We start from the raw sequence: 18,390 nt of genomic DNA, 5'->3' as shown, positions 1-18,390 counted from the left end.
CCTTCGGAGCATCCGCCGCCACGGCTATCGAGGCCTTGAGATGAACGACAAACCCGATCTCGCACTGGCGCTGGTCCAGACCCGCCTGGCCTGGCACGACCCGGCCGCCAACCGCGCGCATTTCCAGGCGCTGCTGGCGCAGGCGCGCGGCGCCGACCTGGTGATACTGCCGGAGATGTTCTCCACCGGCTTTTCCATGGATTCCGCCGCCCTGGCCGAACCCGAGGATGGCCCGACCACGAGCTGGCTGCGCGAACAGGCGCGTGCCCTCGGCGCGACGATCTGCGGCAGCCTGATCATCCAGGCCGCCGACGGCAGCTACCGCAACCGCCTGCTCTGGGCACGCCCGGACGGTTCGCTGGCGCACTACGACAAGCGCCACCTGTTCCGCATGGCCGGCGAACACAAGCATTACGCCGCCGGCACCGAGCAGGTGCTGCTGGAGCTCAAGGGCTGGCGGGTGCGTCCGCTGATCTGCTACGACCTGCGCTTTCCGGTGTGGAGCCGCGATGCCGGCGGCACCGACCTGCTGCTCTACACCGCCAACTGGCCGGCGGCGCGGCGCCTGCACTGGAACCGCCTGCTACCGGCGCGGGCGATCGAGAACCTGTGCTATGTCGCGGCGGTGAACCGCATCGGCGAGGATGGCAAGGGCCATGCCTATGCCGGCGACTCACAGGTGCTGGATTTCCAGGGCGAGCCGCTGCTGGCGGCCGAGACCGGCGACGGGGTGTTTCGCCTGACCCTCAATGCCGGCGAACTGGCCGCCTACCGCGAACGCTTCCCGGCGCATCTGGATGCCGATGGCTTTGCCCTGCGCTAGTGCCGGTGGACGATGGCCGGTGCGGTCGAGGCCGTAGGGTGCGCCGCGCGCACTGCTGCTGACGAGGCGCAACCGACGCCGGTAGGACGGCGTGCGGAAATGAAAACGCCGGGCAATGCCCGGCGTTGTCGTTTCGGCGGCGGCTCGATCAGGCGGCCTGTGCCTCGGCCTGGCTCAGGGCGCGGTTCAGCGCGCTGAACAGGGCGCGGAAGCTGGCCGTGGTCAGGTTCTCGTCGATGCCGATGCCGTGCAGGGCGCGGCCGCCATTGACGCGCAGCTCGATATAGGCCGCGGCCTTGGCGTTGGTGCCGGCGCCGATGGCGTGCTCGCTGTAGTCCATGATCTCCACGGCCACCGGCAGGCCGGCCACCAGGGCTTCCAGCGGGCCCTTGCCGATGCCGCGCCAGTGCTGGCTTTCGCCGGTGCTGAGCACTTCCACGTCGACCGCGCTGGTGCCGTTCTCTTCCTGCAGGCGGTGGCCTTTCAGGGCGTAGGGCGCGCTGGCCTGCAGGTACTCGGACTCCAGCAGCTGGTAGATCTGCGCCGCGGTCATTTCCAGGCCCAGGCGATCGGTCTCGCGCTGCACCACCTGGCTGAACTCGATCTGCATGCGCCGCGGCAGGTTGATGCCGTATTCCTGTTCGAGCAGGAAGGCGATGCCGCCCTTGCCGGACTGGCTGTTGACGCGAATCACCGCCTCGTAGTCGCGGCCGATGTCGGCCGGGTCGATCGGCAGGTAGGGCACTTCCCATACGGCGTCATCTTTCTGCTGGGCGAAGCCCTTGCGGATGGCGTCCTGGTGCGAGCCGGAGAAGGCGGTGTGCACCAGGTCGCCGGCATAGGGGTGGCGCGGGTGCACCGGAATCTGGTTGCAGTCCTCGACCACCTTGCGCACCGCATCGATGTCGGAGAAGTCCAGCTGCGGATCGACGCCCTGGGTGTAGAGGTTCAATGCCAAAGTCACCAGACAGACGTTGCCAGTGCGCTCGCCGTTGCCGAACAGGCAGCCCTCGACGCGATCGGCGCCGGCCATCACCGCCAGCTCCGAGGCGGCGACGCCGGTGCCGCGGTCGTTATGGGTGTGCACGCTGATCAGCACGCTGTCGCGGCGGTCGATATGGCGGCCGAACCATTCGATCTGGTCGGCGTAGTTGTTCGGCGTGGCGCACTCGACGGTGGCCGGCAGGTTGAGGATCAGTTTGCTGGCCGGGGTCGGCTGGAACACCGCGATCACCGCGTTGCACACTTCGACGGCGAAATCGGTCTCGGTCGAGCTGAACACCTCGGGCGAATACTCGAAGCCCCACTGGGTCTCCGGCTGCGCGGCAGCCAGGCGCTTGATGGTCTGGCCGGCGGCCACGGCGATGGCCTTGACCCCGGCCTTGTCCTGGTTGAAGACGATCTTGCGAAAGCTCGGCGCGCAGGCGTTGTAGTAGTGGACGATGGCGCGCTTGGCGCCCTTGAGCGACTCGAAGGTGCGTTCGATGAGGTCGTCGCGGGCCTGGGTCAGCACCTGGATGGTGACGTCGTCGGGAATATGGCCGCCCTCAATGAGTTCCCGCACGAAGTCGAAGTCGGTCTGCGAGGCGGAGGGAAAGCCCACTTCGATTTCCTTCAGGCCCACGCCCACCAGGCACTTGAAGAAGCGCATCTTCTTCTCGGCATCCATCGGCTCGATCAGCGACTGGTTGCCGTCGCGCAGGTCGGTGGACAGCCAGATCGGCGCACGGTCGATGATCTTGTCCGGCCAGGTGCGGTCGGGCAACTGGATCTGGGTGAAGGGACGGTACTTCTGCGACGGGTCTTTGAGCATGGTCATGGCGAAATCCTTGGAGCGGCAGCGAAAGGGGGGGCGGCGAGCGGATTCAGCCACGCAGTCGCGGGCTGACCAGACGCAGGCAGGCGTGCTGTCGCTGGAGAATGAGGGTATGGGCGTCGTTCATGAGGCCAACCCTAATGCGCGAGGGTAAAGATGGCAAGCTGGCTGTGAAAAACGCCGTTTCGTTGCGTACGGCATTGGATGGCGAGATTTTATTGCCGGTATCTGGCGTTATCGCGTGAGGTATTGCCTGGCGCGATGTCCGGCAGGCCGAGGCTGCGCGGCGGCCCCATCAGGCGTAGTCTGGTAACTGGCCCGGGGCTTGGTTGCGCCGAACGCGACGGCCCCGCGAGAATCCGGCGGCTCGGCCGGGAGGAGGCATGTCATGGCCAGATTCAGCGTACTCATCGCCTTGTCCCTTGCCCTGGCGCTCGGCGCCTGTGCGCAGCGGCCGGCGCCGGAAGCGCTGCCGCTGGACGAGCGCCTGCAGCAGCTCGGCTATCGCCAGGGCGAGTCGCTGCGCAGCGTGTTGCGCCATGACCTCGACGGCTGGCAGTACCTGGACAAGCAGCACCTGCTGTTCGGCCGCGGCCCGGGGCGGGCCTACCTGGTGAGTTTCACCCGGCCCTGCAACAACCTGAACTTCTCCAGCCTGCTCAGCTACCGCACCACCCTCGGCATGCTGACTCCGCTGGATCACATCCTGGTGCATGACCAGGGCGGCTTTGCCGAGCCCTGCCTGATCGACGAGATTCATGCCCTGGAGCGGATCGCCCGGCATTAGCAGGCTGTTGAAAAACTACCTGCGTTGGCAATCCAGCGTTAAAAACGGCCTCGCGTGCGAGCCCAGTCAAAATGCTTATTTACAGCTCGTAAACTCCGCTTTTGATTCGCTGCGCTCACCCCTTCGGGGCCAGCCTACGGCTGTTACTGCGCTACGCTGCGTTTCGGCCGTTTTTGCCTTGTCTTGCCTGCCTCGCCTACGTTTTTCAACGGCCTGCTCGCGCCGATCAGGGGGTGAAGGCGCCGATAAAGATAGCCGGGTCGACCCGTGCGTCGTTGAGGCTGACGTTCCAGTGCAGGTGCGGCCCGGTGGCGCGGCCGGTGGCGCCGACCTTGCCGATATGGCCGCCGCGGGCGATCTCCTCGCCGAGCTTCACGTCGATCTCCGACAGGTGGCAGAACATGCTGATCAGACCCTGGCCGTGGTCGAGGAACACCGTCTTGCCGTTGAAGAAGTAGTCGCCGATCAGGATCACCTCGCCGGCCGCCGGCGCCTTGATCGACGTGCCGCGATTGGCGGCGAAATCCAGGCCCGAGTGCGGGTTGCGCTCCTCGCCGTTGAAGAAGCGGCGCAGGCCGAAGGGGCTGGACAACGGGCCGTTGACCGGCCGGTCGAACAGCAGGTTGCTCGGCTGGCGCGCGCTGAAGCGCTGGTAGGCGCGGGTCTGCTCGGCCAGTTCGCGCTCGATGCGTTTGAGATTCTCGGCGTTGGGGCTGACCTGCTGTTGGTTCTTGATGTTGATGCGCTGTTCGCGATAGTGCTTGGCGCCGACCAGGAAGCTGTGTGGCCGGCCATCGACTGCCAGCTGCTGGGCGCCGGGTTTGACCGTCAGCGGGATGCCGACTATGGCGATCCAGCGCTGGCCGTCCTCGCGGATGGTCAGCACCGGCTTGTCCTGGTAGCGCACCTTTGGCGCGCTGGCGGCGTCGCCGAGATCGAGCACGGCGACGCCGCCGGGCACCGGCTTGTTCAGCAGGCGGGTGATAAAGCCTTCGGCCTGAGCGGGCAGTGCGAAGGCGGTGAACAGAAGGAACGCGATCAGGCGCATGCGGCTATCCCTGGGGTGGATCGGCGCGCGTCGCTTACCCACCCGGCAAAAGGTCAATCGAGCAGCGACAGCGTCGCCGGTTGAATATGGTTGTCTTCGACCCGCACATCCAGTTCGCCCTCGCCCAGGCGGGCCTTGAGGCGTTGCCCCGGGCGGGTCTGGGCGGCACGGCGCACGGCCTGGCCGCGTTCGTCGAGGAGGATGCTGTAGCCGCGGCCGAGGGTGGCCAGCGGGCTGACGATCTGCAGTTGCGCAGCCAGCGCGCCCAGTTGCTGGCGCTGGCTGCGCAACTGGCCCTGCATGGCGCGCGGCAGGCGCGCGGCCAGGCCATCCAGGCGCTGGCGCAGCAGGGCCAGGTTGCGCCCCGGGTGCTGGGCGGCGAGACGGGCGTCGAGGCGCGCCAGGCGTTCGCGCTGGTTGATGAGCTGTTGGTTGAAGGCGCGGCGCAGGCGCATATCCAGATCGTCCAGGCGCTGGGCCTGCTGGCGCAGACGCTCGCCGGGATGACGCAGACGCCGGCTCACGCCCTCCAGGCGCAGCCGTTCGCGGGCCAGGCGCCCCTGCATCTGCAGCACCAGGCGGCGCTGCAGGTTGTGCAGACGCTGCACCAGCTCGCTGCTGTCGGGGGCCAGCAGCTCGGCGGCGGCCGACGGCGTCGGCGCGCGCACGTCGGCGACGAAGTCGGCGATGGACACGTCGGTCTCGTGGCCCACGGCGCTGACGATGGGCGTCACGCAGGCGGCCACGGCGCGGGCCACGGCTTCCTCGTTGAAGCACCACAGGTCCTCCAGCGAGCCGCCGCCGCGGGCCAGGATCAGTGCGTCGAAGCCCTGCGCGTCGGCCAGCTGCAGGGCGCGGACGATCTGCGCGGTGGCCTCACGGCCCTGCACCGCGGTGGGAATCAGGGTCAGCGCCACCTGCGGCGCGCGGCGGCGGAACACGCTGATAATGTCGCGGATCACCGCGCCGGTGGGCGAGGTGACGATGCCGATGCGCTTGGGATGGGCGGGCAGGGCGAGCTTGCGCTCGGTGGCAAACAGCCCTTCGGCGGACAGCTTGTCCTTGAGCGCTTCGAAGGCCAGGCGCAGGGCGCCGTCGCCGGCCGGCTCGACCGCATCGAGAATCAGCTGGTAGTCGCCGCGGCCCTCGAACAGCGAGACCTTGCCGCGTACCTTCACCGCCAGACCATCGCGCAGCGCCTGGCGCACCCGCGCGGCGTTCTGCCGGAACAGCGCGCAGCGCACCTGGGCCTGGCTATCTTTGAGGGTGAAGTAGATATGCCCAGAGGCCGGCCGCGCCAGGTTGGAGATTTCTCCCTCGACCCAGATGCTGGCGAACACGTCTTCCAGCAGCAGGCGGGCGCGGTTGTTCAGTTGGCTGACGCTGAGCACCTCGCGGTCGAGGTTCAGGCGGGCAAAGGGATCGTTGATCATGGGGCAGCATGATAAAGGCTTTGGCGTCGCGGCCATAGTTGACCGCTACACCACTACCGCTAAGCTGCGCGACTTTTCTTCGTATGGAGCACGCCATGGGCGAGAACCAGGCCATCATCGTGCCGCAGATCTCCAGCCTGCCGGGCAACGAGGCGTTGGCCGCGCGCCTGCTGCGCTGGCTGGCGCAGCGCGAGATCGTCCAGACGCATGTCAGCACCTGCGGGCGCAGCGGCAATCGCATGGCCTTCGCCATCGCCGCGGGTGCGCGGCGGGTGGTCGAGCGCCCGGAGCGGCTGCCGTTCGGCCGGCCGATCAACGGCCTGGAGCTGGTGACCAAGCGCTGCATCTACACCCCGACCCAGGGCTTTCGCGAAGAAGCCGGCTGCCCCGAGTGCCGCCAGGAGATCGGCCCGCCGCTGTTCGACAGCCTGGAACGCTGGTGGCCGGGGGAGACCGACAACTTCGCCTGCCCCGAATGCGGCTTTGAGGACGATATCAACGGCTTCCTGTTCCTGCAGCCCTGCGGCTTCTCCGACCTGGGCCTGGTGTTCAACAACTGGGCGGATGCCGGCTTTCGCCAGGACTTTCTCGACGAACTGGCCGAGCGCATCGGCTTCGCCGTGCGCCTGGTGCGGGTCGACTGCTGAGGGCGGATTGGCCGAGGTCGGATAGGGCAGGGCGTCTGCCCACTGACCGGTCGGCCGTTTTCTGGCCGCACCTGCCACACTTTGCATTGAGCGGGCGGGGGTGGCTGGGTATAATGCCGCGCTTCTTATTTTCCCGCCCGGGAGCCCGCCATGCTGCGCATCAGCCAAGAAGCACTCACTTTCGACGACGTCCTGCTCATCCCCGGTTATTCCGAGGTGTTGCCCAAGGACGTCAGCCTGAAGACCCGCCTGACCCGCGGCATCGAACTGAATATCCCGCTGCTGTCCGCCGCCATGGACACCGTCACCGAGGCGCGCCTGGCCATCGCCATGGCCCAGGAAGGCGGCATCGGCATCATCCACAAGAACATGACCATCGAGCAGCAGGCTGCCGAGGTGCGCAAGGTCAAGAAGTTCGAGGCCGGCGTGGTCAAGGACCCGATCACCATCGAGGCCGACGCCACCGTGCGCGACCTGTTCGAGCTGACCCGGCAGAACAACATCTCCGGTGTGCCGGTGCTCTCCAACGGTGACCTGGTGGGCATCGTCACCTCCCGCGACGTGCGCTTCGAGAACCGCCTGGACGCCCTGGTGCGCGAGGTGATGACGCCGAAAGAGCGTCTGGTCACCGTCAAGGAAGGCGCCGCCAAGGAAACTGTGCGCGAGCTGCTGCACAAGCACCGCATCGAGAAGGTGCTGATCGTCGACGACGCCTTCACCCTCAAGGGCATGATGACCGTCAAGGACATCGAGAAGGCCAAGGCCTACCCGCTGGCGAGCAAGGACGACCAGGGTCGCCTGCGCGTCGGCGCTGCCGTCGGCACCGGCGCCGATACCGGCGACCGCGTCGCCGCGCTGGTCAACGCCGGCGTCGACGTGATCATCGTCGACACCGCCCACGGCCACTCCAAGGGCGTGATCGACCGCGTGCGCTGGGTCAAGCAGACCTTCCCGGAAGTCCAGGTGATCGGCGGCAATATCGCCACCGGCGATGCCGCCAAGGCCCTGGTCGAAGCCGGCGCCGACGGCGTCAAGGTCGGCATCGGTCCGGGCTCGATCTGCACCACCCGTATCGTCGCCGGCGTCGGCGTGCCGCAGATCAGCGCCGTGGCCAACGTCGCCGCCGCCCTGGCCGGTAGCGGCGTACCGCTGATCGCCGACGGCGGCATCCGCTTCTCCGGCGACCTGTCCAAGGCCATAGTCGCCGGCGCTTCCGCGGTGATGATCGGCTCCATGCTGGCCGGCACCGAAGAAGCCCCGGGCGAAGTCGAACTGTTCCAGGGCCGTTCCTACAAGGCCTACCGCGGCATGGGCTCGCTGGGCGCCATGGCGCAGGCGCAGGGCTCCTCGGATCGCTACTTCCAGGACTCCTCGGCCGGTGCCGAGAAACTGGTGCCGGAAGGTATCGAAGGCCGCGTGCCGTACAAGGGCGCCATGGCCGCCATCGTCCATCAGCTGATGGGCGGCCTGCGCGCCTCCATGGGCTACACCGGCTGCGCCACCATCGAAGAGATGCGCACCAAGCCGGAGTTCGTGCGCATCACCGGCGCCGGCATGGCCGAGTCGCACGTGCACGACGTGCAGATCACCAAGGAAGCCCCGAACTATCGGGTCGGTTGATTCGCCGCAATGCTATGAATAACGGGGCTGTTCGATCAGCCCCGTGTCATTTGTGAATACCTACGAGAGACGGCCATGGCCCACGACATTCACGCCCACCGCATCCTGATTCTGGACTTCGGTTCCCAGTACACCCAACTGATCGCCCGCCGCGTGCGCGAGATCGGCGTCTATTGCGAACTGCACCCCTGGGACATGAGCGACGAGGACATCCGCGCCTTCGCCCCGCGCGGCATCATCCTCGCCGGCGGCCCGGAGTCGGTGCACGAGGAGGGTAGCCCGCGCGCGCCGCAAGCCGTGTTCGACCTCGGCGTGCCGTTGCTGGGCATCTGCTACGGCATGCAGACCATGGCCGAGCAGCTCGGCGGCAAGGTGGAAGGTTCCGACCTGCGCGAGTTCGGCTACGCCCGCGTCGACGTGGTCGGCAAGAGCCAGCTGCTCGAAGGCATCGAGGACCATGTCGACGCCGACGGCGTGCTCGGCCTCGACGTGTGGATGAGCCACGGCGACAAGGTCACCCGCATGCCCGAGGGCTTCCATATCCTCGCCAGCACCCCGAGCTGCCCGATCGCCGCCATGAGCGACGACGCCCGCCACTACTACGGCGTGCAGTTCCACCCGGAAGTGACCCACACCAAGCAGGGCGGCCGCATCCTCTCGCGCTTCGTCCTGGAGATCAGCGGCTGCGAGGCCCTGTGGACCCCGGCCAACATCGTCGACGACGCGATCGCCGCGGTGCGCGCCCAGGTCGGCGACGCCAACGTGCTGCTCGGCCTGTCCGGCGGCGTCGACTCCTCGGTGGTCGCCGCCTTGCTGCACAAGGCCATCGGCGACCAGCTGACCTGCGTGTTCGTCGACAACGGCCTGCTGCGCCTGCACGAAGGCGAGCAGGTGATGGCCATGTTCGCCGAGAACATGGGCGTCAAGGTGATCCGCGCCAACGCCGAAGAGCAGTTCCTCAACAACCTGGCCGGCGAGGCCGACCCGGAGAAGAAGCGCAAGATCATCGGCCGCACCTTTATCGATGTGTTCGATGCCGAGGCCAGCAAGCTTCCCAACATCCAGTTCCTCGCCCAGGGCACCATCTACCCGGACGTGATCGAGTCGGCTGGCGCCAAGAGCGGCAAGGCCCACGTGATCAAGAGCCACCACAACGTCGGCGGCCTGCCGGAGGAAATGAACCTCAAGCTGGTCGAGCCGCTGCGCGAACTGTTCAAGGACGAGGTGCGCAAGATCGGCCTGGAACTGGGCCTGCCCTACGACATGGTCTACCGCCACCCCTTCCCGGGCCCGGGCCTGGGCGTGCGCATCCTCGGCGAAGTGAAGAAGGAATACGCCGACCTGCTGCGCCGCGCCGACCATATCTTCATCGAAGAGCTGCGCAAGGCCGACTGGTACCACAAGACCAGCCAGGCCTTCGTGGTGTTCCAGCCGGTGAAATCGGTCGGCGTGGTCGGCGACGGTCGCCGCTACGCCTGGGTCGTCGCCCTGCGCGCCGTGGAAACCGTGGACTTCATGACCGCGCGCTGGGCGCACCTGCCCTACGAACTGCTGGAAACCGTCAGCGGCCGCATCATCAACGAAATCGAAGGCATCTCCCGCGTCACCTACGACGTGTCGAGCAAGCCGCCTGCCACCATCGAGTGGGAGTGATGTAGGGTCCTTCCGGGCTCATTGAGACGTATCGATAGCCAATTGCAACGTGTTGATTTAAAAGAAAATTCGTTGCAATGGTTATCGAGGCCTATCGCCGATTAGCAGAACGGATTGGCGGTAGCGGGGACGGTAGTAAACAGCGGTCGGATTGAGACCGTTCTGTTTACTATCTGGTCAAAACCGGTCTTTGACGGTAAATCGCTCCTTGGGAAAGCTTGCCCCGTGCGGCTTTCCCGGCATCAACAGGTCTCCTGACCCTTGACGGTAAAAGCCGTCATGAACAGGAGTAAAAACCTCGATGCTTACTGATACCAAACTGCGCAATCTCAAGCCCAAGTCCAAGCTGTACAAGGCTTCCGACCGCGATGGTATGTACGTGACGGTATCGCCTACCGGTACCGTCACCTTTCGCTACGACTACCGTCTCAATGGACGCCGAGAAACGCTGACCATCGGGCGCTATGGGCCAACTGGCATTTCCCTGGCCATGGCTCGCGAGAAGCTGCTCGATGCCAAGCGCATGGTCGCCCTGGGCAAGTCTCCCTCCCTGGAGAAGCAGCGCGCTAAGCGGCGCCTGAACGCTGCCAAGAATTTCGGTGAAACGCTGACGAAGTGGTTGGTCGGTGCGCGCATGGCCGACAGCACGCGTGCGATGCGTAAAAGCATCATCGACCGCGACATCCTGCCGGTCTTCGAAAATCGGCTGCTGACCGAAATCACCCCAGATGATCTGCGAGCCCTGTGTGCCAAGGTGAAGGCTCGCGGGGCACCGGCAACTGCGGTCCATATTCGCGACATCGTGAAACAGGTCTATGCGTTCGCGATCCTGCATGGCGAGAAGGTCGAGAACCCGGCCGACGACGTTAAGGCATCTTCCATCGCCACTTTCGTACCGAAGGATCGGGCACTGAGCCCGACCGAAATTCGGCTGGCCTTCCATCAACTGGAGTCCATCGCCGCGTATCCCACGATCAAGCTGGCCTTGCGGCTGGTGCTGCTGACCTTGGTACGCAAGGGCGAGCTGATCGAGGCGACTTGGGACGAGGTTGACTTCAAGAACGCCACCTGGACGATCTCCAAGGAGCGGATGAAGGGGCGTAACCCGCACGTTGTCTACCTGTCGCGCCAGGCCATGGACATCTTCGTGGCCCTGCACACCTGTGCGGCTGGTTCCCGGTATGTGTTGCCCTCGCGCTATGACATCTACCGCTGCATGTCGCACGCCACCCTGAACCGCATCACCCAGCTCATTGCCTCCCGTGCGAAGGAAGCAGGCCTGCCGTTGGAGCCGTTCACCGTCCACGACCTGCGCAGGACCGGTTCCACGCTGCTCAATGAAGTGGGCTTCAACGGCGACTGGATCGAGAAATGCCTGGCTCACGAAGATGGTCGCTCCTCGCGCTCGGTCTACAACAAAGCCGAGTACGCGGAGCAGCGCCGGCACATGCTGCAGGAGTGGGCGGACATGATCGACGCCTGGATCGATGGCCGCACTCATGTTCCCCAACTACTGCCGGACAGCGTTGTAGTGCCGGTGTTGAGTGCCACGGTTTAAGGAAAGTGCAAGGTTGTCAGTTGACAACCTTGCCAGTCATGCGAATACTGGAGATCACTGATGACCCGTCCTTCTCACTCGAAGAAAGAGGTCGAAGAAGCACTCAGGCATGCCGAAGAGCAGGGCTGGCGCATAGAGCTGGGTGGTAGCCACGCTTGGGGACGAATCTACTGTCCCTACAACGATGAAGAGTGTCGCTGTGGCGAATTCTGCATCACCAGCGTGTGGAGCACACCGAAGAACCCAGGCAACCATGCGCGTGCCCTTCGGCGCGTCGTCGACAACTGCACCACGTACCGTAAGCAGCGGCAGACCGCTGAGGGCGCAGAGGAGTAGCGCTATGGAATACATCTTCACACTGAAATACCAACTGGCCGACGATGACCGTGACCCGGAGGTATTGGTCGAGCGCCTCGGCGAGGCCGGCTGTGACGATGCCTTGATCGGCATTGGCCAGCCAGGCCGGCTGGCGCTGGAGTTCACCCGTGAAGCGGAGAACGCTGAGGTGGCTGTACGCAGTGCCCTTGCCGACGTGCGCAGTGCCGTACCGTCGGCCAGACTGATTGAGGTGGCACCGGACCTAGTCGGACTCACCGATGTGGCGGAGATCGTTGGTGTGTCGCGCCAGAACATGCGCAAGTTGATGTTGGCTTATCCGAGCAGCTTCCCTGCGCCGGTGCATGAGGGCAGTGCTTCGATCTGGCACCTGGCGGACGTGCTGACTTGGCTGCAGGCCAAAGGCAGCTATTTGCTGCCTGGCGGTGTCTTGGACGTGGCTCAGGTGGCCCTGCAGGTCAATCTAGCCAAGGAAGAACGGCGGCTAACGCGCCCCGCCTCCAAGGAACTGCAAGCCCTTGTCGGATGAGGACGGCACCGACTTCATGCCTGGTTTGAGCCCGCCCGGACAGGGCGGGTTTTCCTGAGGTAAACATCCGGCTTGCTGATATTGACCCGCGGTGCCTGCTTGCGCTCCTCGATCCAGGCCTCCACCTCGGCCAGATCCCAGACCACGCAACGTGGTGTCAGGTTGAAGCGCCTGGGGAACTCGCCACGACGTTCCATTTCGTAGATCGTTGATTCAGCCAGGGGGACGATCTGTCTAAGCTCATGCTTGCGGATTGTGCGCCGGAAGGGAAGGGGGCTGCCCTTCGGGTACTGCGGAAGCGACTCGTAGGCTTCCGTGCCCGGCAATGGGAGGGACTGATCAGAGTCGGTATCGAGAACCTTGGTTTTACGCAAAGAAGTATCCATCTCTATCTCCATGATTACGCTCCATGGGGAGATGGTGGATGCCGGTATTTATCGCAGCAACTTGCTGTGGCGTAGTCTGGTGCAGGGCTGCTTCCGGCCCAGGCTGTGTTGAAGCTCCTGCTCCGAAGTACCAGATGAATCGTTAGAGGTAGAAGCAATGAAATTTCCAATCGTACTGCACAAAGACGCTGATTCGGACTATGGGGTGACTGTGCCCGACGTGCCGGGCTGTTTCTCGGCAGGCGCCACTGTCTCGGAGGCTCTGGAAAACACACAGGAAGCCCTAGCCCTTCACTTTGAAGGCTTGGTGGCTGATGGTGATCCGCTCCCGCGTGCGCATGAAGTAGACGCGCATATGGGGAATCCCGACTATGCCGGCGGTGTGTGGGCTGTAGTCGATTTCGATGTGACCCCGTATCTGGGGAAAGCTGTTCGCTTCAACGCCACCCTGCCGGAAAATCTGCTGCAGCGGATTGACGAGATGGTGAAGAAAGACCATCGCTATGCCTCCCGCTCTGGCTTTTTGGCCACTGCGGCACTGCGGGAACTGTCGGTGGCATAAGCAGACAAGAGAAACGACAAGGGCGCCAACTGACGCCCTTTTTCGTTATGCGGTGAATCGCCCTGATGAGCCTCAGCTTGTTCCCTTGTTAATTAACGCTTGTACGCCAGCCAGAAAATCGTCTGTTATAGAAACGTTACTCAAAAAGAAACGTTGGTTGTTTTCCTTCATGTCAATAGTCAGTGACTTGAAGAATGGATTTCTTCGAACACGGATTTTCTTGATTTCACTGGCTCGGAGCAGTTCTTTGCGGCGGTAGGACTCGGATTCGTCATCGTATTGGATTCCGTTATCCGTCAATGAGACGCGAACATATTGGTCGCGTCGGCCCAATGTAGACGCAATAACAAGAATGACGTTTACGGTCAGCGATAGTCCGAGAGGCCAACCAAGCACGTACTCATCAAGATTGCCAAAAGGGAAAAATACAAGAAATAGCTGTGCGCTTGTAATGGCAGCACTCAGCATTGTCCAGGAGAGTACGCTGAGGTATTGGGCATGGTTCCAGGTGGCTTGTTGCATGGTCTTTCCTTGACTTCTTTGAGTGTATGTACGGTTACAAGCGGGCTGACGATGCTATACGCTCAGCCCACGCTCACGTTCCAGGTCGATAAGGCGCGTGGTCGGGCCGTTTGGCTGTAGGCGCTCAGTGACGATCTGTGGCCAGCGATTACGGGAACGACGTTTGGCAATGTTATGGGTGAACTCCTGCAGCCAGTTCATCGGGTAGAAAAACAGGTGCCCCAGATAGAGAACCGCATCAGTCCACTCCAAGTAGTTCTTGCCCTCGTTGGCTGCTTTTTTGTCAGCAATCTTTTGCCGCCGGAAGGCAAGAAATCCTGTGGGTTTGGTATGGGCAGAAAGCATTTCCTTTACGTATGCGTCAGAGTCGCTGCGCTGGCCGTTCTCATCAAACCAGGGACCATTGTCCATATAGGCGCGTAGCCATTCCCAAAGGCCTTTCTGCATTTGCAGGGTTTTGCCCATCGGTAGACCAAGGCTTACCAGCAAGGCGTTATCGGGCTCGCCGAGGCGGCGTACGAGGATTTCCAGTGAGGCATTTCGCATACCTCCGGTATGTGGACCAACCATAACGAACTCGCCTGCCAGCGCCTGTATACCGTCCCAGGGGCTGTGGTACAGCTTGCCGTTGTGATCGAAATAGACTTCTCGGGTGCGGCGGTTGAAGAGTATCGGCAAGGGGAGTGGACGGCGGGTTTCCCACAGGAACGGAATAACGAACAGAGCGGCTGCTAAGATTACTCCTGTCAAAATGCCATCTGTATTTCCGCTCAGGATGAGGATGGAGCACATGAGAAGCACCATTACCCCACCAACTCCCAGAGCTCCAGTCAGCATTCCTCTGTCGGAATCCCCGCCGGTCTTGATGGCCAGATAATGCTCGGTATGTTCATCGGAAACGAACATTTCCCACGGCTTTTCTCCAGTGGGCTCGTCGGCGCGCAAGAGCACGCTGGGGGACTGCCCGAAGCGAGTACGGGCTTGTTGGATCAGCTCGCTTACAGCCATGCAAGTTCCTTGATTTCTATGGCAGGGAGGATGATTCCCTCGACGGGCGAATAGCTCAGTTCGCCACGTATGGCATCGAGCTTGTCACCATTCTCTTCATGATAAACGCGACGGTAGACGGCCACGCCAGGTTCGGGTTTGACCCGTGTGCCGCCATGATGATCGAAATCCTTTCCGGTCCATTCCACGGCCTTGCGGGTGCCGCCCAAGCCGAAGAAGCTGCCCCAGGTTTCGTGCCCTTTGAAATGGATCATGTCATCAGTCAGTGCGCTTTTGCCTGGCAGTCTTAGCAAGACGTAGGTGATGGTTTGCATGCCACGATATGGATTCAATTCATTGAGACGGTATGCCTCGAAACTGATGGGGAATACTACCTTGTAAAACTCGGTCATCGACTTTTCGTAACTGTTCGACCAGTCGGCAGGCCGGGTGCCGAATCGGGTACGTTTGACCCAGGTTTCAAGAGGTGTGTCCTGGGTATATTGGCGGGCAATCACTCCGCCGACGATCAGGATGGTCCACCCCAGAGCGCGGGCGGCCAGGTGTGGCGCCACGCTGACGCCGCGGCCTATGACGGCAGCCTCTCCAGCGATGACCGCAGCACGGGCGGCACGTATAGCCCGGAAGCTCTGCACGTAAAGACGCAGGTTGGCGGCAGAGGCCAGGGTCAATCCGGCATTGATGGCTGTGGTATCTAAGTCGCCGGCTTTGTAGGCCTCCAGCGCCTCGATGCCGTAGACCAATACGTCGAAGCCCGAGGTCACCGATTGTAGGATCGATGCTTTAGCGCCTACCCCCAGTGCATCAGCCAACGCTTTCTGCGAAGCGATGTGCGTGGCCCCATTGAGCTTGACTGCTGCTTCCCAGTCGACTTCAGAAACTTTTTGCAAGGTCGCTGCTATTGCGCTAGAAACTCCAAAAAATCCTCCCGCAAAACTCAGCCAGTTTTTTCCCGACTGCTTTTCAGTTAGCTGTAACCCGCCCCATATAAAATTCACCCCTGCCATCAGCGCTACCAGGCACTTGATAGGTGCTTTTTCTAGCGTTCCTTTGCCGAGATCGAGCATCCTCTTGAGGTCGACATCCGCCGCCATGGATGTAGGCAGGGGCGGCAAGTCCTTGGCCGGTAGCAGGCGGAAGAACGGCAGTGCCTCGCTGACCGCAACACTGAGCTGTGTGGGTTTTAGACGGGCTGGCAGATTAGGGCGTGTGCCCATCAGGTCGCTCATCCATTCGCCGAGTTGCCGCTGACTGACGGCCTCGATAGCCAGGCGCTGCTGGCTTCGCGCCAAAGCTGCGGCGAGGTAGAGGCGCCCGGCGACCTTGGAGCCGTCGTCGGCTTTCTGCAGGCCCAGGCCGACGATGGGAGCGAGCGCTGTAAACAGGGCTTCCAATGGCGAACCCAGAATATGCCGGCCCAGTTTATCGGCTGCCTGGTTCAGCAATTGCGCCAGTTTGTGTGCTTCGTTCAGCGCGCTTGCACCGTTGTCTCTTGCGCCGTCAGCCAGTCCTACCAGGGAATTGATTTCGCCGACACCGAGGCGTTTGCCCAAACCCAGTAACGCCCAAATCAGCCAGGGTTTGCCCTCTTGCTGCTGGAGTGTCAGGGCATTCGCTATGGCCTTGGCTCCGGGACCGGTTGTTGCAGGGCCAAGGCAGGCTGCAGCGAAGTGGAGTTCCAGCTCTGCACGTGGATCGGGCTGGGTAATGTCGAAGTGGCCACAGGCAGTATCCAGGCTGGCAGGGCCGCGCTGTGCTAGGGTATTTAGCCAGGCTGACCAAAGCTCGCTGAGGCGGCGCACATCGGCGCTGTATTCTTCCTCCTCCTGCGTTTGCTGCTGCCAGGTAGTTTGTAGCTGGCGGAAATTGGTGATGCTGCGCAGTTGGCCGCCGATTTGCGGGTCGCCTTCTGCCAGAGATCTGAGCACGCCTGCCATGGCCCAATCTTCGCCGTGCACTTCCCGGGTGACTTTGAACGCCTGCTGACGAGCGCGAAGCAGCTTGGCCAGATCCAGCAATACGCCCCACGGGTCGTCGATCAAGGCATAGGCTTGTTGCTCGCAGCGCTGCATGTCGTCGAGCAGCTTTGGCCATGCCGGGCGGTGACTGGTAGAGGGCTCGCAACTCCAGCCATACCAGTTGGCGTCCATGTAGTCGCCGATACGTTCGTGGATCGTGCGAGCTTGGCCGCTGAATGGTGCTGCTCCGGGAGTGATGGTGCGCATTACGCGCTGACGTACATCCTCTTTTCCCTTGGCTGAGTTGAACTGGCTATCGCTCCACTGGCGAGGCGACCACGCCAGCATGGCCGGTGTTCCTGCGGGAAGGAGTAAATAGGGCAGGCTACGTCCGTCGATGACTTTGCCGCCGCGAGCTGTTTGGGTAAAGTCAGCCGCGCTGACACGGTATTCGATCAATTGTTTTAGGCCGCTCTGCCAGACGTACAGCCAGCCATCGCGTAACAGGCGGGCGGTGTAGTTCAGCGGACGGCCCTTGAGTGGCTCGAAGTAATCGCCTATTGCAGGAAAGTCTCCCTGTACAGCTGGCAAGCCATAGGCGCTGGTATCCACTGTCAGGGTCGGGCCGAGCGCATAGCGTAGCGGGAGTACAGCACTGAGCAGGGGGCATCCAGCAACCGTCAAGCTGGATGGGGCGGGAGTTTGAGCAGTCATAGAAGAGCCTCCTGTGCCGTGTCGTCCTGTTCGGCAAGTGCTTCCAGCAGTCGCCAGTCGAGCGTCATTTGCGCGGCGAGATCTAGTTCGGCTGGCGCGCCGTCTTTCTCGGGCTGTTCGTTTTGCCAGGCACAGAAGATTGTGCCTTCGTGATGAAGCCAGATGCGTGAGATTCGGTGCCAGAATCCCACCGGCCATTGCCCTTCGCGCTGCCATGCCTGATACAGAGGTCGGGCGTCACCCAGGCGTAGCCAGAGTTCGCGATGTTCTGGGGTGAAGATGCGCAGGCGGCGCTGCAGTATGCGCTGCAGATCGTCCATCGAAGCATCGCTTTCCAGCCAGAGACCATCCTTGATTTCGGTTCCGTGTCTCCAGGCGTCATAGGCCATGCTGCCAACCGGAGCATCCAGCAAAATCGGGCCAGCGTCCGCTATGGGCTCATAGGCCGTACCGAGCAATAACGGTCTTGGTTGATGGCTAGGGAAGCACTGATAAAGCCACGCCGTCGCACTCTCGTAACGAGCTCCGTCGAGCAGAATGGCACCGCCCCCATCGGGCATTGGAGCGCTCATGCCTTATCTCCCTTTGATGCCTTAGCGGCTTCGCACACTTCACATACGCCAGCTCGGGTGCTGCGGAACAGCATGTTTTGTTTTACCAGGGCTTCCAGTGGAATTCCCGGCACATCCGCATCAGCCGGCTTCGCCGCCCCCGGCAGTATCGGCGCCGCTCCCGAACCACTGCCCTGCGCCCCACCGGAGTTGATCTTGATCACCGGGCCGACCAGGGTGATGCCGCCGCCGTCGAGTTTGATAAAGCTGCCGCCGCCCTTGAGGGTGAGTTCGCTGCCGGCTTCGAGTACGACCTTGAGGCCGCTGGAGAGGTGGATTTCCTGGCCGGCCTGGATGAACTGGCCGTTGCCCAGCTTGATGTGCTGGCTGTCGCCGACGGTGAGGTGGTCGTTGGCCTTGATCTCGGTCTTGCGGTCGG

17 protein-coding genes and 1 pseudogene are annotated in these 18,390 nt (G+C 62.9%); 9 read left to right on the top strand and 9 right to left on the bottom strand.

Annotated elements, in window-relative coordinates; genetic code table 11:
- Positions 1–40 precede the first annotated feature (40 nt).
- Complete coding sequence (locus ACIGFL_RS21730) at positions 41–823, top strand: amidohydrolase (RefSeq protein WP_397498534.1); 783 nt, start codon at positions 41–43, stop codon at positions 821–823.
- Positions 824–971: 148 nt separating this feature from the next.
- Here ACIGFL_RS21730 and leuA read toward each other — a convergent pair whose 3' ends face one another.
- Entirely contained in the window at positions 972–2,642 is a 1,671-nt protein-coding gene (gene leuA / locus ACIGFL_RS21725) for a 2-isopropylmalate synthase (protein ID WP_397498533.1), read from the bottom strand.
- A 385-nt stretch (positions 2,643–3,027) separates the two neighbouring features.
- Here leuA and ACIGFL_RS21720 point away from each other — a divergent pair, with 385 nt between their 5' ends.
- Positions 3,028–3,426 (top strand): DUF6491 family protein, encoded by a 399-nt coding sequence (locus ACIGFL_RS21720; RefSeq protein WP_397498532.1) that lies wholly within the window; start codon positions 3,028–3,030, stop codon positions 3,424–3,426.
- Between the two features lie 226 nt (positions 3,427–3,652).
- Here ACIGFL_RS21720 and ACIGFL_RS21715 read toward each other — a convergent pair whose 3' ends face one another.
- Both ACIGFL_RS21715 and xseA read right to left on the bottom strand, forming a co-directional pair.
- Entirely contained in the window at positions 3,653–4,474 is an 822-nt protein-coding gene (locus tag ACIGFL_RS21715; protein ID WP_397498531.1) for a peptidoglycan DD-metalloendopeptidase family protein, read from the bottom strand.
- Between the two features lie 53 nt (positions 4,475–4,527).
- On the bottom strand, positions 4,528–5,907 hold the full coding sequence (gene xseA, locus ACIGFL_RS21710; RefSeq protein WP_122108819.1) for an exodeoxyribonuclease VII large subunit: 1,380 nt from the start codon (positions 5,905–5,907) through the stop codon (positions 4,528–4,530).
- A 95-nt stretch (positions 5,908–6,002) separates the two neighbouring features.
- Between xseA and ACIGFL_RS21705 the strand changes: the two genes are divergently transcribed.
- From ACIGFL_RS21705 to ACIGFL_RS21680, 6 genes are all read left to right on the top strand, one after another.
- Positions 6,003–6,554: a sugar ABC transporter ATPase gene (locus tag ACIGFL_RS21705; protein ID WP_122108818.1), complete on the top strand. Its 552-nt coding sequence runs from the start codon at positions 6,003–6,005 to the stop codon at positions 6,552–6,554.
- Positions 6,555–6,704: 150 nt separating this feature from the next.
- The gene (gene guaB, locus ACIGFL_RS21700; RefSeq protein ID WP_021444550.1) at positions 6,705–8,174 is read left to right on the top strand and encodes an IMP dehydrogenase; all 1,470 of its coding nucleotides are present in this window, start codon (positions 6,705–6,707) and stop codon (positions 8,172–8,174) included.
- Positions 8,175–8,249: 75 nt separating this feature from the next.
- Positions 8,250–9,827: a glutamine-hydrolyzing GMP synthase gene (gene guaA / locus ACIGFL_RS21695; protein WP_122108817.1), complete on the top strand. Its 1,578-nt coding sequence runs from the start codon at positions 8,250–8,252 to the stop codon at positions 9,825–9,827.
- Positions 9,828–10,128: 301 nt separating this feature from the next.
- Complete coding sequence (locus tag ACIGFL_RS21690; protein WP_397498530.1) at positions 10,129–11,385, top strand: tyrosine-type recombinase/integrase; 1,257 nt, start codon at positions 10,129–10,131, stop codon at positions 11,383–11,385.
- A gap of 60 nt (positions 11,386–11,445) precedes the next feature.
- Positions 11,446–11,721, top strand: coding sequence for a hypothetical protein (locus ACIGFL_RS21685; RefSeq protein WP_397498529.1), 276 nt, complete (start codon positions 11,446–11,448; stop codon positions 11,719–11,721).
- A 4-nt stretch (positions 11,722–11,725) separates the two neighbouring features.
- Complete coding sequence (locus ACIGFL_RS21680) at positions 11,726–12,250, top strand: helix-turn-helix transcriptional regulator (protein ID WP_397498528.1); 525 nt, start codon at positions 11,726–11,728, stop codon at positions 12,248–12,250.
- Between the two features lie 14 nt (positions 12,251–12,264).
- Here the strand turns inward: ACIGFL_RS21680 and ACIGFL_RS21675 are convergent, their stop codons facing one another.
- Positions 12,265–12,648: a helix-turn-helix transcriptional regulator gene (locus ACIGFL_RS21675; RefSeq protein ID WP_397498527.1), complete on the bottom strand. Its 384-nt coding sequence runs from the start codon at positions 12,646–12,648 to the stop codon at positions 12,265–12,267.
- A gap of 145 nt (positions 12,649–12,793) precedes the next feature.
- On the opposite strand from ACIGFL_RS21675, the gene ACIGFL_RS21670 reads away from it, so the two are divergent.
- Positions 12,794–13,198, top strand: a complete 405-nt coding sequence (locus ACIGFL_RS21670) for a type II toxin-antitoxin system HicB family antitoxin (protein ID WP_397498526.1) — start codon at positions 12,794–12,796, stop codon at positions 13,196–13,198.
- Positions 13,199–13,270: 72 nt separating this feature from the next.
- On the opposite strand, the gene ACIGFL_RS21665 is transcribed toward ACIGFL_RS21670, so the two are convergent.
- The 5 genes and pseudogenes from ACIGFL_RS21665 to ACIGFL_RS21645 form a co-directional block, all read right to left on the bottom strand.
- Positions 13,271–13,720 (bottom strand): hypothetical protein, encoded by a 450-nt coding sequence (locus ACIGFL_RS21665; protein WP_397498525.1) that lies wholly within the window; start codon positions 13,718–13,720, stop codon positions 13,271–13,273.
- Between the two features lie 54 nt (positions 13,721–13,774).
- Complete coding sequence (locus ACIGFL_RS21660; protein WP_397498524.1) at positions 13,775–14,728, bottom strand: hypothetical protein; 954 nt, start codon at positions 14,726–14,728, stop codon at positions 13,775–13,777.
- Positions 14,719–17,400 (bottom strand): toxin VasX, encoded by a 2,682-nt coding sequence (locus ACIGFL_RS21655; protein ID WP_397498523.1) that lies wholly within the window; start codon positions 17,398–17,400, stop codon positions 14,719–14,721. The genes ACIGFL_RS21660 and ACIGFL_RS21655 overlap by 10 nt, the downstream gene beginning before the upstream one ends.
- Positions 17,397–17,972 (bottom strand): DUF4123 domain-containing protein, encoded by a 576-nt coding sequence (locus tag ACIGFL_RS21650; RefSeq protein ID WP_397498522.1) that lies wholly within the window; start codon positions 17,970–17,972, stop codon positions 17,397–17,399. Before ACIGFL_RS21650 ends, ACIGFL_RS21655 begins: the two co-directional genes overlap by 4 nt.
- Positions 17,969–18,390, bottom strand: a pseudogene (locus ACIGFL_RS21645) (type IV secretion protein Rhs); the annotation flags it as partial. The gene ACIGFL_RS21650 and the pseudogene ACIGFL_RS21645, both read right to left, overlap by 4 nt.

Source organism: Pseudomonas sp. NPDC077649 (assembly GCF_044542855.1).
Taxonomy (GTDB): Bacteria; Pseudomonadota; Gammaproteobacteria; order Pseudomonadales; family Pseudomonadaceae; genus Aquipseudomonas.
This window is presented reverse-complemented; position numbering and strand designations above follow the sequence as displayed.